Origin of the sequence: Nocardioides proteolyticus, from assembly GCF_051280635.3 — a bacterium.
Taxonomy (GTDB): domain Bacteria; phylum Actinomycetota; class Actinomycetes; order Propionibacteriales; family Nocardioidaceae; genus Nocardioides.
Genome location: NZ_JBNBPO030000002.1, coordinates 1 through 24,835, shown reverse-complemented (window position 1 = coordinate 24,835; position 24,835 = coordinate 1). Strand labels below are relative to the sequence as shown.

Sequence of the window (24,835 nt, the reverse complement as noted above, 5' to 3'; positions counted from 1 at the left end):
CGGTCACTCGAAGCTCGCGGTGTCGGGCAGCCGGACGCCGCGCGCCCAGTCGGCCGCCGCCATCTCCTTCTTGCCGAACGCCTTGACCCTGCCGAGCCGCACCGGCGCCGTGGCCGTGCCGACCAGCACCTGGTTCTTCCCCGCCACGACCGCACCGGGCCGCAGGCCCGCTGGCGCCTCGGGCACCGGCTCGACCGGTCCGAGCTTGACCCGCTCGCCGTCGAGGGTCGTCCAGGCCCCCGGGGCGGGGGTGCAGGCGCGGATCCGCCGGTCGACGGCCACCGCCGGCTCCGTCCAGTCGACCCGGGCGTCCTCCACGGTGATCTTCGGCGCCAGGCTGACGCCCTCGGCGGGCTGGTCGCGCGCCTCGAGCGACCCGTCGTCGATCCCGTCGAGCGTGGCGACGAGTAGGCCGGCGCCCCCCTCGGCGAGGCGTGCGAGCAGGTCGCCGGCGGTGTCGGTCGGCCGCACCCGCTCGGTCATCACGCCGAAGGTGGGTCCGGCGTCCAGCGCCTCGACGATCCGGAAGGTGGTGGCGCCAGTGACCTCGTCGCCGGCCCAGACGGCGTGCTGCACGGGAGCGGCGCCGCGCCAGGCCGGCAGCACCGAGAAGTGCAGGTTGACCCAGCCGTGCCGGGGGATGTCGAGCGCGCTCCGCGGGATCAGCGCTCCGTAGGCGACGACCGGGCAGCAGTCCGGCGCCAGCTCGCGCAGCGCGGCCTGGAACTCCGGCTCCCTCGGGTGCCTCGGCTTGAGCACCGGGACGCCCAGCTCCTCGGCCCTCGCCGCAACCGGGCTGGGCGTGAGCCGCCGTCCGCGACCCGACGGCGCGTCCGGTCGGGTCACCACACCGACCAGCTCGTGCCCGGAGTCGGCGATCGCGTCGAGCGCCGGCAGGGCGGCCTCCGGCGTGCCCGCGAAGACGACCCTCACCGGCCGAACCCCCCGGTCGCGTGCGGCGACACCTTGATCGTCGGCTTCTCCAGCCCGAACCAGTCCGACTCCCGGATCTCCCGCATCGCCGCCTTGCGCGCGGCGTCGTCGAGCCGGTCGATGAAGAGGATGCCGTCCAGGTGGTCGGTCTCGTGCTGGATCGCCCGGGCCAGCAGCTCCGACCCCTCAACGGTCACCGGGTCGCCGTACATGTTGAAGCCGTGGGCGACCACGGAGAGCGCCCTCCGGCAGTCGTAGGTGAGCTCGGGCAGCGAGAGGCAGCCCTCGGGACCGTCCTGGACCTCGTCCGACAGGCTCAGCCGCGGGTTCACCAGGTGGCCGACCTCCCCGTCGACGTTCCAGGTGAAGACCCGCAGGCCGACGCCGATCTGCGGTGCGGCGAGGCCGGCGCCGGGGGCCTCGAGCATGGTGTCGGTCAGGTCGGCGACCAGCTGGCGCAGCTCGGTGTCGAAGTCGACGACCTCGATCGCCGCCTTGCGCAGGATCGGGTCGCCGAAGAGTCGGATGGGTCGGATGGCCACCTGGGAAGTCTAGTGAGGTCACAATTCCGGCGGATCGACCTGCACCCGGACCGGCTCCAGCTTGCGGGCCGAGCGGAGGCGCTGGGCCTCGGCCAGCGCGCGTGCCAGCGCGACGCCCTGGGTGCGCGGCACCCGCACGACGAGGCGCTCCTCGTCGTCGGAGAGCGTGATCGGACCGAGCACCTCCGCCGGCTGCGGGACGTCCAGCAGGGCGCGGAGGTCATCGAGCGCCCCGGGCGGGCCGGACAGCGTCGCCACCCGGGCGGCAGGCGGCAGGCGCGCCTCGCGGCGGTCGTCGGCCTCCCGCGCCGCGAAGCCCCCGGGGTCCCAGCGCACCAGTGCCTGCAGCGCCGGGGCGCCCGGATCCCCCACCGCGACGGCCCGGCCGCCCGGGGCCACCAGGCCCACCGCGTTGCACCAGCGGCGCAGCGCCTCCTCCGCGGCACGCATGCTGTCGCGCATCAGCGCCCACCACGTGTCGAGCAGTACGACGACCGCGTAGCCGCCGTCGGCGACCGGCTCGGCCCCGGGCGTGGCCACCACGATCCGCGGCTCGGCGCCCACCGAGGCGCGGATCCGGTCACCGGACGAGGTCACGACGGGCGTGCTCGGGAACGCCCGGCCGAGCTCGTCGGCGGTGCGGGCGTCGCCGAGGACGGGGGCGCGGAGACCGGCCGAGCCGCACTCGGGGCAGGTCCAGCCGGGCGCCTCGGTGGCGCACCACCGGCAGCGCGGTGGCGCGGTCGGCGCGCTCAGCTGCAGCGGTCCGGTGCAGGCGCGGCAGCGGGCGGGCGTGCGGCAGCGCTCGCACGCCAGCCGGAGCGCGTAGCCCGCCCGCGGCGTCTGCACGAGCACGGGGCCGTGCTCGAGGCCCCGGCGGAGCGCGTCGTACGCCTCCCGCGGGACGCGGGCCGTGGCGGCGTGCGGGTCGCGCTGCAGCTCGTGCTCGGTGGCACCGGTGACCGCCACCCGCGCCCGGCGGCGCAGCTCCTCGCGCGGAAGGGCGAGCTCCCGCGCCCAGCCGGACCGCAGCAAGTGGTCGGCCTCGACGGAGCGGGCGAAGCCGCCCACCACGGCCGCCGTGCCCTCTGCCTCCGCCCTCAGCAGGAGCACCTCGCGGGTGTGGGGGTACGGCGCCCGCGGCTCGGCGTGGAGGTCGTCGCCGTCGTCCCAGACCACCACCAGACCGAGGTCCCGGACGGGTGCGAACGCGGCGGACCGCGTGCCGACCACCACCCGCCGAGTGCCGCGACTGACGGCGAGGAAGTCGCGGTAGCGCGCCGCCGGCCCTGGCTCGGCGGTCAGCGCGACGTGGTGGCCCTCGCCCAGCAGGTCGAGCAGCGCGGCGTCGACGCGGGCGACGTCGCGGTGGTCGGGCAGGCACAGGATGGTGCCGCGTCCCGCGGCCAGGGCCGCACCTGCGAGCTGGGCGAGGAGTCGCGGCCAGTCCTCTCCCGGGCCGGCACCCCACACGGCTCGGGGCGCCTCTCCGCGGCGGAGGTGGGCCAGGAACGCGGCAGCCGCCGGGTAGGCAGTCCACGCCTCGTCGCTGCCGGGCACCGGTGGCAGCGGCGGCTCCGGCGGGGACTCCTCGCGCTCGGTGGCGGCGTGCCGCGGTGGCACGGCGAGCCGCCGGACGTCGGCGGAGACGCCCGCGTAGCGCTCGGCCACCAGGCGGCACAGCGCGGCCACCGCCGGGCTGAGCACCGGCTCCGGGCTGACCAGCCTCCGCAGCGGGACCAGCCGCCCCTCGTGCTCGGTCGCCGACGTGCGCTTCACCACGAACCCGTCGACGTCCTGGCCGGCGAACCGGACCTTCACCCGCGCCCCGGGCACCGCACCGTCGGCCATCGCCGCCGGGACGGCGTAGTCGAAGACCCGGTCGAGGTGGGCCAGCGGCAGGTCCAGCACCACCCGGGCGACCGGGTCCACCGCCGCCACCTCGGCCTCGGCCGCCTTGCGGGCGCGCGTGGCCGCGGCCTTCGCGCGCCCCTCGGCCACCCGGTCGCGGACGAGGCCCGGCAGCTCCAGCGCAGGCTCGTCCGACGGGGTCATGGGCGCAGTTCTACCAGCGGGGCCCGACGCGGCTCGCTGCCCTACGGGCCCGCTGCGCGGTCAGCGGACCCGGGCGGTCCGGGACGAGGACCGGACCACGGTCGCGTAGCCGGGCTTCGAGCCGACGACCTTCACCTGCAGGCGGTGACCGCGGTCGGACCGGGTGATCCGGTAGGAGCGTCCGGTGGCGCCGCGGATGCTGCGTCCGTCGCGCAGCCAGCGGTACCGGAAGGTGACTCCGCTGGGCGACCACGAGCCGCGGGCGGCGGCGAGCCGCTTCCCCACCCGCGGCGTGCCCGTCGCCGAGGGACGTGCCGACGAGAGCAGCCCGCGGGCGACCGTGCCCCGCGCGGCCGCGACGAGCGTCTCCGTCGTCCCGGCCCGCCGTCCGGTCACGGCCGCGCCGAGCCGCTTGCCGAGGTCCGCGGCGACCGGCGTGTAGCTGGCCGAGGTGGCACCGGCGATCGGCGCGCCGTTCCGGTACCACTGGTAGCCCAGGTCCTCGTCGGCCCACTCCCCCGGCTGGACCGCGAGCGGCCGTCCCACCCGCGGCGTGCCGGTGACGGTCGGCGACGCCGGGGCGCCCTCGGCCGGGTCGCAGGTGTAGACCTCGACCTGGTCGACGAACCAGCCGAGCAACGCTCCGTCGCTGTCGCCCGCCACCGTCCAGACGGCGCGGACCTTGTTGCCGGCCAGCCGCGACAGGTCGACCCGTGCCGAGCGCCAGCCGTTGCTGTCGCCGCCGTAGCCGGTGACCGTCGCCGTCCGGTTGCCGAGGAGCAGCTTGTCCGAGGGCCCGTTCTGCCAGGCCTCGGGATCGTGGGCGGCGTACGCGTAGCCGGAGCCGTCGGCGACCTGGATGCGTGCGAGGCCGCCGTCGAAGTAGTGCGCCGGCGAGCCCGGTGCCCACTCGAAGAGGTGCCAGTGGCTGAAGTGGAGGTAAGTCCGCTGACCCGTGGGCACCGTCACGCCGTTCTCCATGACGAGGTTGCTCGACGGCGGGTCGCCCCAGTTGAACGGGTCCGGGTTCAGCGCGTACAGCGACCCGTCGGCGTCCCGGGCATTGGCCGGTACGCCCAGCTGCAGGTTCGGCGCTCCGGACCACAGCGAGCCCAGCTTGAACTCGTCGGCGGCGGGCCGGGCGAGCGTCCGCTTGAGGCTGCCGTCCGGACATGCCGCCGGCACCTCGTCGGGACGCTCGGCACCGGCCACCGCGGGCGGCATGGAGAGCTCGGTCGCCTCGGTGGCGCGCTGCACCTCCGTGCAGTCCGCCGCGGTGAAGCCGGCCCGGTCGGCCGCGACCAGCGCCTGACAGCCCTGCACGAGGACCCGCCCGAGGTCGGCGTACTGGCTGCCGGAGGAGAGGTGCTGGATCGCGTACAGGTGCAGCACCGCCGTCTTCGTGAGGCTCGGGTCCCCGGCGTCGATCCCGGTCACGGTGCGGCCGTTGAACGAGCCGCCCTGGGAGATCAGGTGGGCGGTCTTGTTGCCGACACCGCTGTTGGTGTGGACGCCGCCGTTGTCGCTGTAGAGGCTGGCGGGCGACTCGTCCGCGTCCCACAGCGGGCTGGTCACCCGGTCCGGCTGCCGGTACGGCCAGGCAGCCGGGTCGGACATGCTGCGCAGCGTGCCCACCGGCAGGTCCTCCCCGAGGCGCCAGTCGGACGGGCTGTCGTCGGCCGACGCGTGGCGATGGTCGAGGATCTCGCCCATCACGTCGGCGAGCGACTCGTTGATCGCGCCGGACTCGTGGAAGTAGAAGAGGTTCGACGTCCTCTCGATGACGCCGTGGGTCAGCTCGTGGGCCGTCACGTCGTCGGCGCCGGCCCAGCCATCGCCGAAGTAGACCCCGTCGCCGAACCAGAAGGCGTTGTCCATCGGGCACGGGAAGTCGCTGTCGGGGTGGTCGCACACCCGCACCGAGGCGCGCAGCACCTTGGCGGCCCCGGCGGTGTCGCCCTGTCCGAGCAGCTCGGTCAGGTCGACGCCGAGCGCCCCGTAGAACTCGGACGTCGCTCCCACCAGGTCGTAGGCCGCGTCGACGTCCGCCCGTCCAGAGGGCGCGCCTCCCTCCACCCGGGCAACCCGCCCGGACGCGGCAGTGCAGGCAGTGGAGTGATAGCGGTTCCCGTCGTCGCAGACCCGGCGGTCGATGGCCGCCACCTGGTTGAAGTGCAGCAGGACCCGGCCGGTGGCGGCGTCCACCAGCACCAGCTCGCGCACGGACAGGCCGTCGCCCACCTCGAAGCGGTAGACGGTCCGCGTGCCGACGGCCGGCCCGGGCAGCAGCGACGGGTCGTAGAGCCAGGTGCCCTCGTCGGTCACGGCCAGGGGCCCCGCCGCCGGATGGACCTTGCCGACGACGGCCTCCGCGTTGCGGCGCGCCTTCGCGACGTCGTACGTCGCCGGGTCGGCGGCGGAGGCCGTCGAGAGGTCCGCCGTGGCGGAGCTGAGGGCGCCGCGCGCGTCCAGTCCGAGCACCACCTCGCCCCCGAGGACCGGTACGTCGTCGACGTACTGGTCGAGCCGCACCACGGCGCCGCCGTCGACCGAGGGCCGGCTGGGGCCGGGGCGCACATCGGTGCGCTCGGCCTCGAAGACCGGTGCCACGCGGTCCCACTGCGCTCGGGCGGCACGTCCGGGTCGCGCCGAGCGACCGACGGGGAAGGCACCCTCGGCGCGGGAGCCGACGAAGTCCACGCGGCCGGCGCCGTCGCGGTGCACCGTCAGCGGGACGCCGGCGTCGTCGCGGTACTCCTCGACCGGGTCTGTCTGCGGCTCGGCGAGCGCCACCTCCGGGGTCGCGGTCGTCAGTCCGCCGACCACGAGCACACCTACGACCAGGGCACCCAGCCCACGCGACAGCGACACGTTCCTGCTCCCTCACTGCGGCCCCCTCCCCGGGGCGACGCCGAAGGATCCCACAGGTAAAGACACGACGGGCCCTTTTCGACCGCGTGGTCGGAAAGGGCCCGTCGTGGCAGGTCAGTCAGCCGGCTCAGGCGCCGGCGGCCGCCTTCAGCGCCTCGGCCTTGTCGGTGCTCTCCCACGGGAGGCCGTCGCGACCGAAGTGTCCGTAGGCCGCCGTCTGCGCGTAGATCGGCCGCTTCAGGTCGAGGTCGCGCACGATCGCCGCCGGGCGGAGGTCGAAGACCTCGAGCACGGCCTCGCGGATCTTCTCCACCGGGACCGTCTCGGTGCCGTAGGTGTCGACGTAGAAGCCGACCGGCTTCGCGACGCCGATCGCGTAGGCCACCTGGACCTCGGCCTTCTTGGCGAGCCCGGCCGCGACGATGTTCTTGGCGACCCACCGCATCGCGTAGGCGGCGGAGCGGTCGACCTTCGACGGGTCCTTGCCGGAGAAGGCGCCGCCGCCGTGGCGGGCGTAGCCGCCGTAGGTGTCGACGATGATCTTGCGACCGGTGAGGCCGGCGTCGCCCATCGGGCCGCCGATCACGAACTTGCCGGTCGGGTTGATGTGCACCTCGTAGTCGGAGGAGTCGATGTCGTACTGGGCGAGGACCTCGTCGATCACGTGCTTCTTGATCTCGGGCGCCAGCTTGGCGTCGAGGTCGATGCCGTCCTCGTGCTGCGACGAGACGACGATCGCGGCGACGCGGACCGGCGTCCCGTCCTCGTCGTACTCGATGGTGACCTGGGTCTTGCCGTCGGCGCGGAGGTACTCCAGCGGGCCGTTCTTGCGGACCTCGGTCAGCCGCTCGGCCAGGCGGTGCGCGATGGTGATCGGCAGCGGCATGAGCTCGGGCGTCTCGTCGCAGGCGAAGCCGAACATCAGGCCCTGGTCGCCGGCGCCCTGCTTGTCGATGTCGTCGCCCGAGCCCGCCACGCGGACCTCCTCGGCGGTGTCGACGCCCTGGGCGATGTCGGGCGACTGCTTGTCGAGGGTGACCATCACCGCGCAGGTGGTGGCGTCGAAGCCCTTGTCGGAGTGGTCGTAGCCGATCTCGCGGATGCGGTCACGGACCACCTGCTGGAAGTCGATCTGGGCCTTGGTGGTGATCTCACCACCGACGACGACGAGGCCGGTCGTCACGAAGGTCTCGCAGGCCACCCGGCTGTCGGGGTCCTGGTCGAAGATCGCATCGATGATGCTGTCGCTGATCTGGTCGGCGATCTTGTCGGGGTGACCCTCGGTCACCGACTCCGACGTGAAGAGACGTCCGGTCATGGTATGGGGGACTCCTGGTTCTCGGGCGTTTGGCGGTCCAACGATACGGCGCGCGACAGGTCATGCTGACCTGTCTCACCGGACTTCACATCCGGGAGACCACCTGGTCCCAGATGAGGTGTGCGAGCGCGCCCTTGGAGCCGCGCGGCACGTCGACGGCCGAACCGTCGGAGCCGAGGATGACGGCCTCGTTGTCCCGGCTCCCGAACACCGCCCCACCGCTGACGTCGTTGACGACGAGCAGGTCGCACCCCTTGCGGGCGAGCTTGGCGCGGGCCAGGTCGAGGACGGAGCCGGTCTCGTCGCCGGTCTCGGCCGCGAAGCCGACGACCACGGTGTCGGGGCGGGGACGGTTGGCCGCCAGCTCCTTGAGGATGTCGGGATTCTGCTGCAGCGCGATGGTCGGCGCGGAGCCGTCGTCGGCCTTCTTGATCTTGACCCCCGACTCCGAGGCGGGCCGGAAGTCGGCCGGGGCGGCAGCCATCACCACCGCGTCGGCAGCGGCCGCCGCGGAGAGCACCGCGTCGCGCAGCTCCGCCGTGGTCTCCACCCGAACCACCTTGGCGCCGGCCGGGTCGGGCAGCTGCACGTTGGCCGCGACCAGCGTCACCTCGGCGCCGCGCGCGGCCGCCGCCCGGGCCAGCGCGTAGCCCTGGCGCCCGGAGGACCGGTTGCCGAGGAACCGCACCGGGTCCAGCCGCTCCCGGGTGCCGCCGGCCGAGACCACGACGTGACGGCCGGTCAGGTCCGCCACGGCGCGTCCGGAGCCGGAGGCCGAGCGAGCCAGGACGTCGCGGGCGATCTCGAAGATCTCCTCGGGGTCCGGGAGCCGTCCCTTGCCGGTGTCGGCGCCGGTGAGCCGGCCCTCGGCGGGCTCGATCACGACGACGCCGCGGGACCGGAGCGTCGCGACGTTGGCCACCGTCGCCGGGTGCTCCCACATCTCGGTGTGCATGGCCGGAGCCATCACCACCGGGCAGCGCGCGGTGAGCAGGGTGTTGGTGAGCAGGTCGTCGGCGAGCCCGTGGGCCGCCTTGGCCATCAGGTCGGCCGTGGCCGGGGCGACGACGACGAGGTCGGCGGTCTGGCCGATGTGCACGTGCGGGACGGCGTGCACGTCGGTCCAGACCTCGCTGGAGACGGGCCTCCCCGACAGCGCCGCCCAGGTCGGCGCACCGACGAACTCCAGGGCGGACGCCGTCGGCACGACGGTCACGTCGAAGTCGGCGCCGTGACCGGACTCCTTGAACCTCCGCAGCAGCTCGCACGCCTTGTAGGCCGCGATGCCGCCGGAGACCCCGAGGACCACGCGCGGGGTCGACACCGGACGGGTCAGCTCACTCGGCGTCGGCGGCCGGGGTCTCGGCGGCCGGCGCGGCAGCAACGGCCGCCTGCTCGGCGGCGAGCTCCGCCGGGTCGATGTCCTCGCAGGTCAGCAGGTCGTCGTTGATCTCGCGGAGCGCGATCGAGAGCGGCTTCTCCTGCACGTGGGTGTCCACGAGCGGGCCGACGTACTCCAGGAGGCCCTCACCGAGCTGCGAGTAGTAGGCGTTGATCTGCCGGGCGCGCTTGGCGCTGTAGAGGACGAGCTTGTACTTGCTGTCGGTCTTTGACAGCAGGTCGTCGATCGGGGGGTTGGTGACACCCTCGGCGGCGATGTTGGGGGCAGACACGTGGGGCAGCCTCACGGTTGGTGGGATGGATCAACCATCAAGGCTACCAACTCCTCGACCGCAGCGTGAACTTCACGGTTGACGATCGTGACGTCGAACTCCGGCTCCGCGGCCAGCTCCCGGCGCGCCGTCTCCAGGCGGCGCTCGCGCTCGGCCTCGGACTCGGTGCCGCGGCCGACCAGGCGCCGTACCAGCTCCTCCCACGACGGCGGCTTGAGGAAGACGAACAACGCCTCGGGCATCGTCTCGCGCACCTGCCGGGCCCCCTGGAGATCGATCTCCAGCAGCGCCGGTCGTCCCGCCGCGAGAGCCTCCTCCACCGGTCCGCGGGGCGTGCCGTAGCGGTGCACGCCGTGCACCACCGCCCACTCCAGCAGCTCGCCGTCGGCGACCATCCGGTCGAACGCCGCGTCGTCGACGAAGTGGTAGTGCACACCGTCGACCTCGCCGGGGCGGGGCGAGCGCGTGGTCGCGGACACCGACATCCACACCTCGGGATGCCGCGCGCGCATCTCGGCGGCCACCGTCCCCTTGCCGACGGCGGTCGGACCCGCCAGCACCACCAGCCGGCGGTTGCCCTCAGTCACTGGAGGCGAACTCGCGCTCCAGCGCGGCGATCTGCTTCGCGCCGAGCCCGCGCACGCGCCGGGACTCGGCGATCCCGAGCCGCTCCATCGTCTGCCGCGCGCGCACCTTGCCGAGGCCGGGGACGGCCTGCAGCAGGTCGATGACCTTCATCTTCCCCACGACCTCGTTGACCTGGCCCTGCTGGAGGATCTCGCTGATCGAGGCTCCCGAGTTCTTCAGCCGGTTCTTGACCTCGGCCCGCTCACGACGAGCCGCCGCCGCCTTCTCCAGGGCGGCCTGGCGCTGTTCGGGGGTCAGTGGGGGCAGGGCCACGAGTGGGGTCCTTCTGTCGTCAGAACGGGTGCGGGGGCCGCCGGTCAATCTAGCCATTCCGGCTCGGAGGCGGCAATGCGGGCCGGAGCCGGGCGGTGGCGCTACAGCGAGAGTGGCGTCTTGCAGACGTCGCGGGCCTGCTGGTCGACACCGGCCAGGGCCTCGCTGGTCTCTCGGGAACCGAGCCGGACCGCGGCCGCCTCGATCGCCTGCCGGTCCTCCGGCGACACGTCGTCGGGCGGGTCCTCCCGGTCGTACGTCGCGGGGTCGGCACCGGCCTTCTCGAACGCCTCGGCCAGCTCCTCGACGCGGGAGATCACGACCGCCCACTCGTCGCGGATGTCGTCGGGTGCCTTCTCCGCGAGCGCCCGGAAGCTGGGCAGCGCGCGGATCAGCCCCGTCGTGGGGCCCGCGGCGACCGCCTCGCCGATCTCGTCGCGGCGGTCGACCACCTCGGCGCAGTAGTCCTCGAAGCCCTCCGCCACCTGGACGTCGGAGTCGGGCAGTGCGGACTCGTCGTCGCTCGGCAGCAGGAGCACCACCGCGGCGCCCACCAGCACGGCGACGAGCAGTGCCGCCACGAGCGTCCTCCGCTCGGGCCACCGGCGGCTCACCCCAGCGCCTCGCGGAGCTCGTCGTTGGCACGGCGCACGGAGTCGCGCATCGCGGACGGGTCCGGGCCCAGCCGTAGCACCCCGCGCGACGAGCTCGCCAGGACGTGGCGGGCGCTGGTGCCGAAGATGCGGAGCAGGTCGCCGGTCGTGCCGCCCTGCTCGCCGTAGCCGGGCGCGAGGATCGGACCGTTGAGCTCGAGGTCGAGACCGCTGCCGTCGATGGTCGCCCCGACGACGGGCCCGAACGACCCCAGGGGCGTGGCTCCGGCGTTGAGCTCGCGGAGGTGGTCGAGCATCGCGGCGGCGACGGTCCGGCCACCGAAGTCGGCGCCGGTCACCGCCTCCTGCACCTCCGGCCCCTCCTTGTTCGAGGTCGCGGCCAGCACGAAGAGCCCGGCGTGGTGGCGCCGCGCCACGTCCACGAACGGCAGCAGCGAGCCGAAGCCCAGGTAGGGGCTGACGGTGATGGCGTCCGCCGCGAGCGGTGACGACGGGTCCAGGTATGCCTCGGCGTAGGCCTGCGACGTGGAGCCGATGTCGCCCCGCTTCACGTCGAGCAGCACCAGGGCGCCGGCGGCCCGGGACTCGTCGATCACCCGCTCCAGCACGGCGACGCCGCGGCTGCCGAACCGCTCGTAGAAGGCCGACTGCGGCTTCACCACGCTGCAGTACGGCGCCACGGCCTCCACCGCGCCGAGGGCGAACCGCTCCAGGCCCGCCACGTCGTCGTCGTACCCCCAGTCGCGGAGGAGCGCGGCGTGCGGGTCGATGCCGACACAGAGCTGGCCGCGCTCGGCGACCGCCGCGCAGAACCGGGAGCCGAAGGACCGCTCGGTCATGGCGCCATTCCCTTCACGATGCGGCGCGGCCACAGCGGGCCGCCGTACACCAGACCGGTGTAGGCCTGGACGAGGTCGGCGCCCGCCGCGATCCGCGCGCGGGCGTCCTCAGGAGTGCTGATCCCGCCGACACCGATCAGCGTGAGCCGGTCGCCGACCCGGCTGCGGAGCAGGCCGACGACCTCGACGGCCCGCTCGCGCAGCGGGGCACCCGACAGCCCGCCCGCGCCGACCGCGGCGACCTCGGCGTCGGGGGTACGGAGCCCCTCGCGGCCGATCGTCGTGTTGGTCGCGAGAATCCCCGCCAGGCCCAGGTCGAGCGCCATGTCGGCGACGGCCAGCACGTCGTCGTCGGAGAGGTCGGGAGCGATCTTGACCAGCAGCGGCACCGGGTCCCGGCCGGCTCGGTCGGTGGCGACGTCGGCGGCGCGACGTACGTGGCGCAGGAGGGGCGCCAGCTTCTCGACCGCCTGGAGGTTGCGCAGGCCCGGCGTGTTCGGGGAGCTCACGTTGACGACGAGGTAGTCGGCATGCGGGGCGAGCAGGCGGGTGGACGTCTCGTAGTCCGCCTGCACCGCGCGCTGGTCGTCGTCGGGCACCACCTTCGACTTGCCGATGTTGACGCCGAGCACCACCGCGCCGGCCGAGCGCTCCGCACCTCCCCGTGACCGGCGCCGGCGGAGCCGCTCGGCCACCGCCGCGGCGCCGTCGTTGTTGAACCCCATCCGGTTCACGATCGCCCGGTCGGCGGGGAGCCGGAACAGCCGGGGCCGCGGATTGCCCGGCTGCGCGCGGGCGGTCACCGTGCCGATCTCGACGTGCCCGAACCCGAAGGCGCCCATCCGGTCGAAGACGTGGGCGGTCTTGTCGAACCCGGCGGCGAGCCCCAGGCGGTTGGGGAAGGTCAGCCCCATCGCCCGGACGGGCGGTCCGGGGATGGGCGTCCGTCCGAGCAGCCCGCCCGCGACCCGCAGCCCGTCGTAGGTCAGGTGATGGGCGCGCTCGGGGTCCACCCGGGTCAGGACGTGGTCGAAGACCCGGTCGTAGACGCGGGGTCCCCTCACCTGGCCGCCCACTCCTGCAGCGACCGCACGCCGATCTCGCCCGCCCGCTGCGCCGCGATGCCCTGCACCGCGGCGGCGAGCCCTTGCACGGTGGTGATGCAGGGCGTGCCGGTGAGCACCGCCGCGGAGCGGATCTCGTAGCCGTCGACCCGGGAGTCACCGCCGCCGGTGGCGCCGTGGGGGGTGTTGACGATCAGGTCGATCTCGCCGTCCAGGATCATCTGCACGGTCGTCTTCTCACCGTGGGGCCCGGGGCCCTCGAAGTGCTTGCGCACCACCGTGGCCTCGATGCCGTTGCGCCGCAGCACCTCGGCGGTGCCCTGGGTCGCCAGGATCTCGAAGCCGTAGTCGACCAGCACCCGCGCCGGGAAGACCATCGTGCGCTTGTCGCGATTGGCGATCGAGATGAAGACCTTGCCCGACGTCGGCAGCGGCCCGTAGGCGGCGGCCTGCGACTTGGCGAAGGCGGTGCCGAAGTGGGCGTCGAATCCCATCACCTCGCCGGTCGACTTCATCTCGGGCCCGAGGACGGTGTCGACGAACTGTCCATCCCTGGTGCGGAACCGGTTGAACGGCAGCACCGCCTCCTTGACCGCGATCGGGGCGTCGGCCGGCAGCGTGCCGCCGTCCCCCTCGGCCGGCAGCAGGCCGGCGGCGCGGAGGTCCGCGACCGACTCCCCGAGCATGATCCGGGCCGCCGCCTTCGCCAGCGGGGTGCCGGTGGCCTTGGAGACGAAGGGCGCGGTGCGGCTGGCGCGCGGGTTGGCCTCGAGCACGTAGAGCACGTCGGAGCCGAGCGCGAACTGGATGTTGATCAGGCCGCGCACGCCGACGCCACGGGCGATCGCCTCGGTCGCCTCCCGGATCCGGGTGATCTCGGAGGCGCCGAGGGTGATCGGCGGCAGCGCGCAGGACGAGTCGCCGGAGTGGATGCCGGCCTCCTCGATGTGCTCCATGACGCCGCCGAGGAAGAGCTCCTCGCCGTCGTACAGGGCGTCGACGTCGATCTCGACCGCGTCGTCGATGAACCGGTCGACCAGCACCGGGCGGTCCGGGCTGATCTCGGTGGCGGCCTCGATGTAGCCGCGCAGCGACTCGTCGCTGTAGACGATCTGCATGCCGCGCCCGCCGAGCACGTAGGACGGCCGCACCAGCACCGGGTAGCCGATCTCGTGGGCGATCGCAAGCGCCTCGTCGTAGGAGACGGCCGTGCCGTGCTTCGGCGCCGTCAGGCCGGCCTCACCGAGCACGCGGCCGAAGGCGCCACGCTCCTCGGCCAGGTCGATGGCCGCCGGGCTGGTGCCGACGATCGGCACGCCGGCGTCCTCGAGGCCCTGGGCCAGTCCCAGCGGCGTCTGCCCGCCCAGCTGGCAGATCACGCCGGCGACCGGGCCGGCGGCCACCTCGGCGGCGTACACCTCGAGCACGTCCTCGAGGGTCAGCGGCTCGAAGTAGAGCCGGTCGGAGGTGTCGTAGTCGGTGGAGACGGTCTCCGGGTTGCAGTTGACCATGACCGTCTCGTAGCCGGCCTCGCTCAGGGCCAGCGACGCGTGCACGCACGAGTAGTCGAACTCGATGCCCTGCCCGATCCGGTTGGGACCCGAGCCGAGGATGATCACCGCCTTCTTGCCCTCGGCGCGCGGCTGCACCTCGGTCTCCTCCTCGTAGGAGGAGTAGTGGTACGGCGTCCGCGCGGCGAACTCCGCCGCGCAGGTGTCGACGGTCTTGTAGACCGGTCGCACGCCCAGCACGTGGCGGATGCTGCGGACCTCGGCCTCGGTGATGCCGCGGATCCCGGCGATCTGGGCGTCGGAGAACCCGTGGCGCTTGGCCAGCCGCAGCGCCGTCTCGTCGAGCGCCTCCGCGGCCCCGAGCTTCTGGGCCACCTCGTCGAGGAGGAAGAGCTGGTCGACGAACCAGGGATCGATGCTGGTCGCCTCGTGGACCTGCTCCTGCGTGGCGCCGGCGCGGATCGCCTGCACCACCTTCTGGAGGCGGCCGTCGTGCGGCGTGCGGGACGCCTCGAGCAGGTCGTCGAGCGCGCCGGGCTCACCGGCCCAGGTGAAGGGCGCCGCCTTCGACTCCTGCGAGCGCATCGCCTTCTGCAGCGCCTCGGTGAAGTTGCGGCCGATCGCCATCGCCTCGCCGACGGACTTCATGTGCGTGGTGAGCAGCGGGTCGGCGGTCGGGAACTTCTCGAACGCGAACCGCGGCACCTTCACCACGACGTAGTCGAGGGTCGGCTCGAAGCTCGCCGGGGTCTCCTCGGTGATGTCGTTGGGGATCTCGTCGAGCGTGTAGCCGATGGCGACCTTCGCCGCGATCTTCGCGATCGGGAAGCCGGTGGCCTTCGAGGCCAGCGCCGAGGACCGCGACACCCGCGGGTTCATCTCGATCACGATCACCCGACCGTCGGCGGGGTTGACGGCGTACTGGATGTTGCAGCCGCCGGTGTCGACGCCGACCTCCCGGATGATGCCGATCGCCAGGTCGCGGAGCCGCTGGTACTCCCGGTCGGTCAGCGTCATCGCGGGCGCCACGGTGATGGAGTCGCCGGTGTGGACGCCCATCGGGTCGAAGTTCTCGATCGAGCAGACGATGACGACGTTGTCCGCCTTGTCGCGCATCACCTCCAGCTCGTACTCCTTCCAGCCGAGGATCGACTCCTCGAGGAGCACCTCGGTGGTGGGGCTGGCGGCGAGGCCGGCGCCGGCGATGCGGCGCAGGTCGTCCTCGTCGTAGGCGATGCCCGAGCCGGTGCCGCCCATGGTGAACGAGGGCCGCACCACGATCGGGTAGCCGAGCTGCTCCACGGCGCCGAAGCAGTCGTCCATGGAGTGGCAGATGACGCTGCGGGAGACCTCTCCCCCGACCTTCTCGACGATCGCGTTGAACATCTCGCGGTTCTCACCGCGGTGGATCGCGTCGATGCTGGCGCCGATGATCTCGACGTCGTACTTCTCCAGGACGCCGTTCTCGTGCAGGGAGATCGCCGTGTTCAGCGCGGTCTGGCCGCCGAGGGTCGCCAGCAGCGCGTCCGGCCGCTCCTTGGCGATCACCTTCTCGACGTACTCCGGCGTGATCGGCTCGACGTAGGTCGCGTCGGCGAACTCGGGGTCGGTCATGATCGTGGCCGGGTTGGAGTTGACCAGGATGACCCGCAGCCCCTCCTCCTTGAGCACGCGGCAGGCTTGGGTGCCGGAGTAGTCGAACTCGGCGGCCTGCCCGATGATGATCGGCCCGGAGCCGATCACCAGGACCGACTCGATGTCTTCGCGCTTGGGCATCAGTTCTCCTCCGCCGAGGTGGTCGGGTTCGTGCGGCGACCGTCGCGGGACCTCATCAGCTCGCAGAAGCGGTCGAAGAGGTACGCCGCGTCGTGCGGGCCCGCGGCGGCCTCCGGGTGGTACTGGACGGAGAAGCTGAGGAGGTCACCCTCGGGCGAGCGCAGCTCCAGGCCCTCCACGACGTCGTCGTTGAGGCAGACGTGGCTGACGCTCGCCACTCCGTAGGGCGTCTCGGTGGGCCGGTCCAGGGGCGCGTCCACCGCGAAGCCGTGGTTGTGGGCGGTGACCTCGACCTTGCCGGTCGTGCGGTCCATCACCGGCTGGTTGATGCCCCGGTGGCCGTACTTCAGCTTGTAGGTGTCGAACCCGAGCGCCCGGCCGAACAGCTGGTTGCCGAAGCAGATCCCGAAGTAGGGCACGCCCTGCTCCAGCGCTCCCTGGAGGAGCCCGATCTGCTCCTTGGTGGCGGCCGGGTCGCCGGGCCCGTTGGAGTAGAACAGCCCGTCCGGCTCGACGGCGAGGACGTCGTCGAGGGTGGCCGTCGCCGGCAGCACGTGCACCTCGATGCCTCGCTCGGCCATCCGCTGCGGCGTCATCGTCTTGATGCCGAGGTCGAGCGCGGCCACGGTGAACCGCCGCTCGCCCTGGGCGGGCACGACGTAGCGCTCGTCGGTGGACACCTCGCTGGCGAGCTCGGATCCCGCCATCTCCCCCGACGCACGGACCCGCTCCAGGAGCGCGTCCGGGTCGGTCTCGGTCGTCGAGATGCCGACCCGCATCGCGCCCCGCTCCCGCAGGTGGCGGGTCAGCGCGCGGGTGTCGATGCCGCTGATGCCGACCACGCCCTGCTCACGGAGCTCGTCGTCGAGGCTGCGCGCGGAGCGCCAGTTGCTCGGCACCCGGGCCGGGTCGCGCACGACGTACCCGGCGACCCAGATCCTCCGGGACTCCGGGTCCTCGTCGTTGACACCGGTGTTGCCGACGTGCGGCGCGGTCATCACCACGACCTGGCGGTGGTACGACGGGTCGGTCAGCGTCTCCTGGTAGCCGGTCATCCCGGTGTTGAAGACCGCCTCGCCGAAGGTCTCGCCCTCGGCCCCGAACGCCTCCCCGCGGAAGGTCCGGCCGTCCTCGAGGACGAGCAGTGCGGGTGTGGTCATGCGCGGTCTCCTTCCAGCACGGTCCCGTCGTGGAACGTGAGAGTGCCGCGCAGCAGCGTGGCGACGACGAGTCCGGTCAGCTTGCGGTCGTGCCAGGGGTTGTTGCGGCTCAGCGAGACGCTGGCCGCGCGGTCGACGACCACGGTCGCCTCCGGGTCGACGAGAGTGAGGTTGGCCGGCTCGCCGACCGCGATCGGGCGGCCGTGCGCCGAGGCCAGGCCGGCGATCCGGGCGGGCTGCTCGCTCATCACCCGGGCCACGTCGGCCCAGTCCAGCTGGCCGCTCTGCACCAGCACGGTGGACACCACCGGGAGCGCGGTCTCGAGCCCGAGCATGCCGAAGGCGGCGTCGACGAACGCGTGCTCCTTGTCGTGACGGGCGTGCGGCGCGTGGTCGGTCGCGACGGCGTCGATGGTCCCGTCAGCGAGCGCCGTGCGCAGCGCGTCGACGTCCTCGGCCGGCCGCAGCGGCGGGTTCACCTTGTAGGTCGGGTCGTAGCCGGCCAGCAGGTCGGTGGTCAGCAGCAGGTGGTGCGGCGTGACCTCGGCGGTGACGTCGATCCCCTGCGCCTTCGCCCAGCGGATCACCTCCACCGAGCCCGCGGTCGAGACGTGGGCGACGTGGACCCGGCTGCCGGTGTGGCGGGCCAGCATCACGTCGCGGGCGACGACGACCTCCTCGGCGACACCGGGCCAGCCGGGCAGCCCGAGCCGTCCGGAGAGCTCGCCCTCGTGGCAGCACGCGGTGGGACCTGCGAGCGCGGGATCCTGGCTGTGCTGGCTGACGACGCCGCCGAACGCCTTGACGTACTCCAGGGCGCGCCGCATCACGCGGGCGTCGGCGACGCAGCGGCCGTCGTCGGAGAAGACCCGCACCTTCGCCCGGCTCCGAGCCATCAGGCCGAGCTCGGCCAGCTCCTCGCCCGCGAGGCCCTTGGTCACCGCACCCACCGGCTGCACGTCGACCAGTGCCGCCTGGCGGCCCAGGTCGAGCACCCGCTCCGCGGCCTCGGCGGTGTCGGTGACCGGGTTGGTGTTGGCCATCGCGAGGACGGCGGTGAAGCCGCCGACGGCTGCGGCGCGCGAGCCGGTCAGCACCGTCTCGGCGTCCTCCCGCCCGGGCTCGCGGAGGTGGGTGTGCAGGTCGACCAGGCCGGGCAGCAGCACCAGCCCGTCGGCGTCGACGACCCGGTCCGCCGCGGTGGTGACCGAGCCGATCTCGCGCACCACCCCGTCGGCGACGTACACGTCGGCGGTCTGCTCGCCGAGCAGCGAGGCGCCCTTGATCAGGACACTCATGCGGGGCCTCCTTCGGCCTGCTCCTGCTCTCCGGCGAGCAGGTGGTAGAGCACGGACATCCGCACGGCGACGCCGGCGGAGACCTGGTCGAGCACGACCGAGTCGATGGCGTCGGCGGCGTCGGCGGAGATCTCCAGGCCGCGGTTCATCGGTCCGGGGTGGAGGATCGGCGTGCCGGGCGCGAGCAGCCGCAGCCGGTCACGGGTCAGCCCGTAGCCGACGGTGTACTCGCGGGCGGTGGGGAAGAAGCCGCCGCTCATCCGCTCGCGCTGGACGCGCAGCATCATCACCGCGTCGGCGTCGGGCAGCACCTCGTCGAGGTCGTACGACGTCGCGAAGCCGTCCTGCTTGGACCACTCCCCCACGCCGGCCGGCATCAGGGTCGGCGGCGCGACCACGGTCACCGCGGCACCGAGCTTCACCAGGCTCTTGACGTTGCTGCGGAACACCCGGCTGTGGGTGAGGTCGCCCACCAGGACGACGTGGCGGCCGTCGAGCGAGCCGAGCCGCCGGGTGAGGGTGTAGGCGTCGAGCAGCGCCTGGGTGGGGTGCTCGTGGGTCCCGTCGCCGGCGTTGATCACCGGGACGTCGACCCAGCGGCTGATCTGCTCGGCCGCACCGCTCGCCGAGTGCCGGACGACCAGGCCGTCGACGCCCATCGCGGTCACGGTCAGCACCGTGTCGCGCAGCGACTCGCCCTTGCTGGCGCTGCTGCCCTTGGCGGACAGGTTGATCACGTCGGCCGAGAGCCACTTGCCGGCGATCTCGAAGCTGGAGCGGGTGCGGGTGGAGTCCTCGAAGAAGAGGTTGATCACGGTGCGGCCGCGCAGGGCGGGGAGCTTCTTGACCTCGCGCCGCTGCACGTCGTGCATCTCCGCCGCGGTCGTGAAGATCTGCTCGATCCGGGCGACGTCGAGGTCGTCGATGCTCAGCAGGTGGCGGCTCATGCGGCGTCCCCAGCGGCGACGATGCGGACCTCGTCCTCGCCGTCGGTCTCGACCAGGTGGAGACTGACCCGCTCGCTGCGCGCCGTCGGCAGGTTCTTGCCGACGTGGTCGGCACGGATCGGGAGCTCCCGGTGGCCGCGGTCGACCAGCACCGCGAGCCGCACCGCGGCGGGCCGGCCGAGGTCGGAGAGTGCGTCGAGGGCCGCGCGGACCGTCCGGCCGGAGTAGAGCACGTCGTCGACGAGCACCACGGTCTTGCCGTCCACCCCGCCCGCCGGCACCGACGTCCGGTGCGGGCTCCGGGTTGGGTGCGACCGGAGGTCGTCGCGATACATCGTCACGTCGAGGGACCCGGTCTCGACCGTGGTGCCCTCGACCTTGGCGATGTGGGCGGCGATCCGCTCGGCGAGGGGAACGCCCCGCGTCTGGAGGCCGAGCAGCAGAAGATCCTCGGCGCCCTTGTTGCGCTCGAGGATCTCGTGCGAGATGCGGGTGACGGCCCGGTTGATGTCGCCGGCGTCGAGAACGACGCGGCCGTCAGGGGCGTGCTGGGCAGGCAAGGCTGCTGACCCTCCTTCTCCGCCTCACGGGACGGCTCGTTAAAGGATGTCTCGCGACGACCCTACCGGTCCGCAGGCGGCGTGGACCAACCGGCGCGGCGGCGCGAGACGGATATCTCCGAACGATCCGGCTCAGGCCGACGCGGCCCGGAGCCGGTCGAGCAGCGGCTCGGCGACCTCGTCGAGGAACTGCTGCTGGAACCGGTCACCCACCTGCACCAGCGCGATGTCGGTGAAGCCGGCCTTCCAGTAGGCCGACACCGCCTCCACGATCCGGTCCAGGTCGGGCCCGCAGGGGATGGAGCCGGCCACGTCGTCGGGCCGGACGAACTGCGTCGCCGCGGCGAACCCGGCCGGCGTCGGCAGGTCGGCGTTGACCGACCACCCGCCGGCGAACCACCGGAACTGCTCGTGCGCCAGCTCGGTCGCCTCCTCGGCGGAGGGCGCCCAGCAGATCGGGATCTGGCCGACCGCACGGGCCTCGGTGCCGACCTTGGGCGCCCCCTCCGTGCCGTTCCACTCCTCGACGAGCTCAGCCTTCGGCTCGACGGCGATCAGGTGGTCGGCGAGCGGGGCGAGCGCGGCCGTCGCCCGGCCCCCGGCCACCGCGACGCCGATCTCGACGGGCCGGTCCGGCAGGTCCCAGATCCGGGCGGAGTCGACCTGGAAGAACTCGCCCGCGTGGTCGACGAGCTCGCCGGTGTGCAGCCGGCGGATGACCTCGATCGCCTCCGCGAGCATCGCGTGCCTGGTCTCCACCCCTGGCCAGCCCTCTCCGACGACGTGCTCGTTGAGGCTCTCCCCGGAGCCGACCCCGAGGGCGAACCGGTCCTCGGACAGCACTGCCAGCGTCGCGGCCTTCTGGGCGACGACTGCGGGGTGGTAGCGCATCGTCGGGCAGGTGACGTAGGTCATCAGGCCCAGCCGGCTCGTGGCCTGGGCGACCGCACCGAGCACGGTCCACGCGTACGGCGCGTGCCCCTGGCTGGTGAGCCACGGTGAGTAGTGGTCGCTGGACACGGCGAAGTCGAACCCCGCACGCTCTGCGTCGACGGCGTAGCCGACCAGCTCGCGGGGACCGCTCTGCTCCGTCATCAGGGTGTAGCCGAAGGAGGTCATGCCCGCTGCGGTACCCCGACCGGCCGGTCCCCTACGGGCCGATGGCGAAGGGGCCCGCGAGCGGGCCCCTTCGGGTGGTGCGACCGGCGTTCGCCGGCGTCGGCCTCAGCGGGCCGAGCGGCTCACTTGAAGGCGTCCTTCACCTTCTCGCCGGCCTGCTTGAGCCCGCCCTTGGTCTGGTCGCTCTTGCCCTCGGCCTCGAGGTCCTTGTCGTCGCTGGCCTTGCCGAAGGCCTCCTTGGCCTCGCCCAGCTTCTCCTGAGCGGTGTTCTTCATCTTGTCGTCAGTACCCATGGAGGGATCACTCCTTCTCTCGGTGTGCCCAGGCGGTACCCGCCGTCAGCGCGGCAAACCGGGTCGTGACGGCCGTCAGAGGGCCGAGGCCATGCCGGCGCAGGCCCGCAGCCAGGAGCGCTGCGTCGCCTCGGAGAGCTCGGCGTAGGGCACCACCGACCCGGAGACCAGCGCGGCGTCGTACGGCACGCGGTGGACGCCGCGGGTGCGCTGCTCGTAGACGGAGACGAGGTCGGCCGCGAGCCGCTCGTCGACCTTGGGGCTGGGATCGGAGAGGACGGTGATCGTCTTGTACTTGAGGTTGGCGTAGCCGGCGTCCTGCAGCGCGTCGAGCATCCACAGCCCGCTGTAGCCGGTGTCCTCCCGCACGGTGCTGGTCACCACGAGCAGGTCGGCGGCCTCCGCGGCGGCCAGCCAGTTCTCCGCACGCATGTTGTTGCCGGTGTCGACCAGGATGATCCGGTAGAACCGCTCCAGCAGCGCGTGCACCTCCTGGAAGTCGTCGGCGTGGATCATGCCCGTGACGTCCGGCCGCTCGTCGGAGGCGAGCACGTCGAAGTGCGCATCGCCCTGGGAGCGCACGAAGGCGCCGAGGTCGCCGATCCGCGAGTGGTAGACGTCCTTGAACCGGCCGAGGTCCTCGAGCAGCTCGCGCGTGGTGTTGCGGTGGCTGCTCCGGGCGCCGCGGATGCCGAGCGTGCCGCGGGTCTCGTTGTTGTCCCAGGCCACCACCCCGCCGCCGCGGACGGTGCCGAAGGTGAAGCCTGCGGCGAGCACCCCGGTCGTCTTCGCGGCGCCGCCCTTCGGGTTCACGAACGCGATCGTGCGGGGACCGTCGAAGTCCTTCTGGATCTGGCGGCGGTCGGCCTCGTAGGCCTGCTCCTTCGCACCCATCCGCGGCTTGACCACGCCGCCCGTCCATCGGCGCACCCGCCCGCGCCAGCCCCAGGTCGCCGGACCGGGCTGCTGCTCGCCGTCCCGGCGGTCGAGGAAGTCGGTGGCGGTCATGAACCGGCGCGGCTCGGCCGGTGGGGATGGCGGCGCGGGCGGCGCGGGCGGCGGCGGGCCCACCGGCAGCGGCACGGTCGGCGGCGCCGCGGGTGGCGGCGGGAGGTGGGCCGGGCGGCGGACGACCGTGTGCTCCGCCACCGGGCCGGCCGGGGCCGCGTGCTGGCCGCCGGCGGGGATCGGGTCGCTCAGCGGGTCGACCGGTGCGCCGCTGCGAGCGGCGTGGAGCTGCCGGCGCGCGAACTCCTCGAGCTCCTCGGGCGTGTAGCGGCGGTCCGGCGGTCCGGAGGGGTCGGCAGGGGGGTGACTCACGTGAACCTCCGAGATAGGCATCCAGCAAGCTGGCAGTCAACCTACCCGTCGGCGCCGCCGGACTGAACCGCTCTGGAGCCGGACCGCCGCCGCTGTCAGGGCAGGTCGTGCAGAGCGCTCTCCACCGCGCGGTGGAAGGTGGGATAGGCGAAGTGCATCCCTCGGAGCGTCGGCAGCGGCACCTCGGCGTGCACGGCCGTGACGAGCATGCCGATCATCTCGCCGCCTGCGGGGCCGACCGTGGTCGCCCCGACCAGTACGCCGCGCTCGAGGTCGGCGACCACCTTGACCAGTCCCTCGTTGCCGGCCTTGTGGATCCAGCCGCGGCTGGACTCGGGCACGCTGGCCACTCCGGTGCCGACGGAGAGGCCGGCGTCCCGCGCCTGCTGCTCGGTCATGCCGACGACGCCGACCTCCGGGTCGGTGAAGGTGACCCGCGAGACCGCGCGGTAGTCGGCCCAGGGACCGTCCTGGCCGGTGATGTCGCGGAGCGCGACCTCGGCCTGGTACATCGACATGTGGGTGAACGCGCCCTTCCCGGTGATGTCACCGACGGCCCACAGGCCCTCAGCGGCACGCATCCGCTCGTCGACGTCCACGAACCGGCCGTCCGGATCCAGTCCCACGGTCTCGAGCCCGAGCTCGTCGATCTTGCTGCGGCGCCCGGTCGCGACCAGCAGCGACTCGGCCTCCAGCGTCTCGCCGTCGGCGAGACCGACCCGGAAGCCACCGTCGTGAGCGACCTTCTCGGCGGCGACCCCCGCCCGCACCTCGATCCCGTCGGCCTCGAGTGCGGCCCGGACGACGTCGCTCGCCTCCGGCTCCTCGGGGCCGAGGATCCGCTCCCCTGCCTCGACCACGGTGACCGCCACCCCGAACCGGGCGAACGCCTGCGCCATCTCGCAGCCGATCGCGCCACCACCCAGCACGACGAGCCGCCGCGGCAGCTCGCGCACGCGCACCGCGTCGCGGTTGGTCCAGAACGGCGTGCCGTGGAGCCCCTCGATCGGCGGGACCGCCGGGTCGGTGCCCGTGTTGATCACCACGCCTCGCCGGGCAGCGAGGTCGACGGGTCCGTCGTCGGTGTCGACCAGGACCCGGCCCGCACCGAGCAGCCGCCCGTGGCCGCGGACGAACCGCGCACCGGCCCGCTCGAGCCGCTCGACCGCGACCCGGTCGTCCCAGTCGTCGGTGGCCTCGTCGCGGATCCGGTCGGCGACCGGCGCCCAGTCCGGCCGGACGTCGGCGGTGCCACCGAGCTCGCCGACCCGCCGCGCCTCGGCCAGCGCGCCGGCGGCGCGGATCATCATCTTGGTCGGCACGCAGCCGTAGTAGGGGCATTCGCCGCCGACCAGGCGCCGGTCGACGCCCACCACGTCGAGCCCGGCCCGGGCCAGCGATGCGGCGAGGTGCTCCCCGCCGGGACCGAGGCCGATCACGACGACGTCTACGTCAGTGGCGTCCGACATGGCAGTCACCCTGGCACAGCGGCGCCGGCCGGGCCAGACCTGCCGGAGCGGACGCTCCTATGGATCGTCAATCCCTGATTGGTCCTGATTCGAGTAGGCGGTAGAGGTCGCGGGCGATGTAACGCTTGAGGCAGCGTTTGATCTCGCGGCTGGTCTTGCCCTCGCTGGTGCGGCGCGCCATGTAGCGGCGAGTGGCGTCGTCGTAGCGGATACGTGAGAGCACGATCGTGTGCAGCGCTCGGTTGAGTTGCCTGTCGCCGTAGCGGTTGAGCCGGTGACGTGTGGTGACCTGACCGCTGTTGGCCGGGATCGGCGCAACGCCGGCGAGCATGGCGAAGGCGGCCTCGGAGTGGATCCGGCCGGGGTGGGACCAGGCGCACAGCACGGTCGCGGCCACGATCGGTCCGACGCCGGATTGGGCGAGGAGGTCGGGGCGCCAGGAGCGCACGATGGCCAGGATGGCCTTCTCGTGATCGGCTGCTTCGTCAGCGAGCGTGCGGGCACGGCGCGCCAGGGACCGCAGGGCGACGACGGTCGTGGTGGTCTCCACGTCCCACGCCGCGTTCAGGCGCA

General features: G+C 73.2%; 22 protein-coding genes. All 22 read right to left on the bottom strand.

Features of this window, described 5'->3' with window-relative positions; translation table 11 throughout:
- Positions 1–3 precede the first annotated feature (3 nt).
- Entirely contained in the window at positions 4–933 is a 930-nt protein-coding gene (gene fmt / locus ACPOLA_RS01240) for a methionyl-tRNA formyltransferase (RefSeq protein WP_435768535.1), read from the bottom strand.
- On the bottom strand, positions 930–1,475 hold the full coding sequence (gene def / locus ACPOLA_RS01235; protein WP_435768534.1) for a peptide deformylase: 546 nt from the start codon (positions 1,473–1,475) through the stop codon (positions 930–932). The genes fmt and def overlap by 4 nt, the downstream gene beginning before the upstream one ends.
- An 18-nt stretch (positions 1,476–1,493) precedes the next feature.
- A complete protein-coding gene (locus ACPOLA_RS01230; protein WP_435768533.1) occupies positions 1,494–3,530 on the bottom strand; it encodes a primosomal protein N' in 2,037 nt (678 codons plus the stop codon).
- Between the two features lie 60 nt (positions 3,531–3,590).
- Positions 3,591–6,401, bottom strand: a complete 2,811-nt coding sequence (locus tag ACPOLA_RS01225) for a M4 family metallopeptidase (protein WP_435768532.1) — start codon at positions 6,399–6,401, stop codon at positions 3,591–3,593.
- Between the two features lie 127 nt (positions 6,402–6,528).
- Entirely contained in the window at positions 6,529–7,719 is a 1,191-nt protein-coding gene (metK, locus tag ACPOLA_RS01220) for a methionine adenosyltransferase (RefSeq protein WP_435768531.1), read from the bottom strand.
- Positions 7,720–7,804: 85 nt separating this feature from the next.
- Positions 7,805–9,043, bottom strand: a complete 1,239-nt coding sequence (coaBC, locus tag ACPOLA_RS01215; protein ID WP_435768530.1) for a bifunctional phosphopantothenoylcysteine decarboxylase/phosphopantothenate--cysteine ligase CoaBC — start codon at positions 9,041–9,043, stop codon at positions 7,805–7,807.
- A 13-nt stretch (positions 9,044–9,056) separates the two neighbouring features.
- Positions 9,057–9,392 carry a DNA-directed RNA polymerase subunit omega gene (rpoZ, locus tag ACPOLA_RS01210; RefSeq protein ID WP_435768529.1) on the bottom strand — a complete coding sequence of 112 codons (336 nt, stop codon included), beginning with the start codon at positions 9,390–9,392 and terminating at the stop codon, positions 9,057–9,059.
- Positions 9,393–9,403: 11 nt separating this feature from the next.
- The gene (gene gmk, locus ACPOLA_RS01205) at positions 9,404–9,979 is read right to left on the bottom strand and encodes a guanylate kinase (protein WP_435768528.1); all 576 of its coding nucleotides are present in this window, start codon (positions 9,977–9,979) and stop codon (positions 9,404–9,406) included.
- Positions 9,972–10,292, bottom strand: a complete 321-nt coding sequence (gene mihF, locus ACPOLA_RS01200) for an integration host factor, actinobacterial type (protein ID WP_435768527.1) — start codon at positions 10,290–10,292, stop codon at positions 9,972–9,974. Before mihF ends, gmk begins: the two co-directional genes overlap by 8 nt.
- 101 nt (positions 10,293–10,393) lie before the next feature.
- Positions 10,394–10,906: a hypothetical protein gene (locus ACPOLA_RS01195; protein ID WP_435768526.1), complete on the bottom strand. Its 513-nt coding sequence runs from the start codon at positions 10,904–10,906 to the stop codon at positions 10,394–10,396.
- Entirely contained in the window at positions 10,903–11,745 is an 843-nt protein-coding gene (gene pyrF, locus ACPOLA_RS01190; RefSeq protein ID WP_435768525.1) for an orotidine-5'-phosphate decarboxylase, read from the bottom strand. Before pyrF ends, ACPOLA_RS01195 begins: the two co-directional genes overlap by 4 nt.
- The gene (locus tag ACPOLA_RS01185; protein ID WP_435768524.1) at positions 11,742–12,809 is read right to left on the bottom strand and encodes a quinone-dependent dihydroorotate dehydrogenase; all 1,068 of its coding nucleotides are present in this window, start codon (positions 12,807–12,809) and stop codon (positions 11,742–11,744) included. The genes pyrF and ACPOLA_RS01185 overlap by 4 nt, the downstream gene beginning before the upstream one ends.
- Positions 12,806–16,096 (bottom strand): carbamoyl-phosphate synthase large subunit, encoded by a 3,291-nt coding sequence (gene carB / locus ACPOLA_RS01180; RefSeq protein WP_435768523.1) that lies wholly within the window; start codon positions 16,094–16,096, stop codon positions 12,806–12,808. Before carB ends, ACPOLA_RS01185 begins: the two co-directional genes overlap by 4 nt.
- The gene (gene carA / locus ACPOLA_RS01175; protein ID WP_435768522.1) at positions 16,096–17,256 is read right to left on the bottom strand and encodes a glutamine-hydrolyzing carbamoyl-phosphate synthase small subunit; all 1,161 of its coding nucleotides are present in this window, start codon (positions 17,254–17,256) and stop codon (positions 16,096–16,098) included. Before carA ends, carB begins: the two co-directional genes overlap by 1 nt.
- Positions 17,253–18,554, bottom strand: a complete 1,302-nt coding sequence (locus tag ACPOLA_RS01170; RefSeq protein WP_435768521.1) for a dihydroorotase — start codon at positions 18,552–18,554, stop codon at positions 17,253–17,255. Before ACPOLA_RS01170 ends, carA begins: the two co-directional genes overlap by 4 nt.
- Positions 18,551–19,501 carry an aspartate carbamoyltransferase catalytic subunit gene (locus ACPOLA_RS01165; RefSeq protein ID WP_435768520.1) on the bottom strand — a complete coding sequence of 317 codons (951 nt, stop codon included), beginning with the start codon at positions 19,499–19,501 and terminating at the stop codon, positions 18,551–18,553. Before ACPOLA_RS01165 ends, ACPOLA_RS01170 begins: the two co-directional genes overlap by 4 nt.
- Positions 19,498–20,061 (bottom strand): bifunctional pyr operon transcriptional regulator/uracil phosphoribosyltransferase PyrR, encoded by a 564-nt coding sequence (pyrR, locus tag ACPOLA_RS01160; protein ID WP_435768519.1) that lies wholly within the window; start codon positions 20,059–20,061, stop codon positions 19,498–19,500. Before pyrR ends, ACPOLA_RS01165 begins: the two co-directional genes overlap by 4 nt.
- Before the next feature lie 132 nt (positions 20,062–20,193).
- Complete coding sequence (locus ACPOLA_RS01155; RefSeq protein ID WP_435768518.1) at positions 20,194–21,180, bottom strand: TIGR03557 family F420-dependent LLM class oxidoreductase; 987 nt, start codon at positions 21,178–21,180, stop codon at positions 20,194–20,196.
- 122 nt (positions 21,181–21,302) lie between these two features.
- Positions 21,303–21,473 carry a CsbD family protein gene (locus tag ACPOLA_RS01150; RefSeq protein ID WP_435768517.1) on the bottom strand — a complete coding sequence of 57 codons (171 nt, stop codon included), beginning with the start codon at positions 21,471–21,473 and terminating at the stop codon, positions 21,303–21,305.
- A gap of 75 nt (positions 21,474–21,548) precedes the next feature.
- Positions 21,549–22,793: a MinD/ParA family ATP-binding protein gene (locus ACPOLA_RS01145; protein ID WP_435768516.1), complete on the bottom strand. Its 1,245-nt coding sequence runs from the start codon at positions 22,791–22,793 to the stop codon at positions 21,549–21,551.
- A 95-nt stretch (positions 22,794–22,888) separates the two neighbouring features.
- Positions 22,889–24,262 carry a dihydrolipoyl dehydrogenase family protein gene (locus ACPOLA_RS01140; protein WP_435768515.1) on the bottom strand — a complete coding sequence of 458 codons (1,374 nt, stop codon included), beginning with the start codon at positions 24,260–24,262 and terminating at the stop codon, positions 22,889–22,891.
- 67 nt (positions 24,263–24,329) lie between these two features.
- On the bottom strand, positions 24,330–24,835 hold a 506-nt coding region (locus ACPOLA_RS01135; protein ID WP_435768514.1), incomplete at its 5' end, for a transposase.

Coding starts and splice junctions, on each gene's coding strand:
- ACPOLA_RS01230 (WP_435768533.1), bottom strand. CDS start 3,530: ATGACCCCGTCGGACGAGCCTGCGCTGGAGCTGCCGGGCCTCGTCCGC.
- metK (WP_435768531.1), bottom strand. CDS start 7,719: ATGACCGGACGTCTCTTCACGTCGGAGTCGGTGACCGAGGGTCACCCC.
- pyrF (WP_435768525.1), bottom strand. CDS start 11,745: ATGACCGAGCGGTCCTTCGGCTCCCGGTTCTGCGCGGCGGTCGCCGAG.
- carB (WP_435768523.1), bottom strand. CDS start 16,096: ATGCCCAAGCGCGAAGACATCGAGTCGGTCCTGGTGATCGGCTCCGGG.
- carA (WP_435768522.1), bottom strand. CDS start 17,256: ATGACCACACCCGCACTGCTCGTCCTCGAGGACGGCCGGACCTTCCGC.
- ACPOLA_RS01170 (WP_435768521.1), bottom strand. CDS start 18,554: ATGAGTGTCCTGATCAAGGGCGCCTCGCTGCTCGGCGAGCAGACCGCC.
- ACPOLA_RS01165 (WP_435768520.1), bottom strand. CDS start 19,501: ATGAGCCGCCACCTGCTGAGCATCGACGACCTCGACGTCGCCCGGATC.
- ACPOLA_RS01155 (WP_435768518.1), bottom strand. CDS start 21,180: ATGACCTCCTTCGGCTACACCCTGATGACGGAGCAGAGCGGTCCCCGC.
- ACPOLA_RS01150 (WP_435768517.1), bottom strand. CDS start 21,473: ATGGGTACTGACGACAAGATGAAGAACACCGCTCAGGAGAAGCTGGGC.
- ACPOLA_RS01140 (WP_435768515.1), bottom strand. CDS start 24,262: ATGTCGGACGCCACTGACGTAGACGTCGTCGTGATCGGCCTCGGTCCC.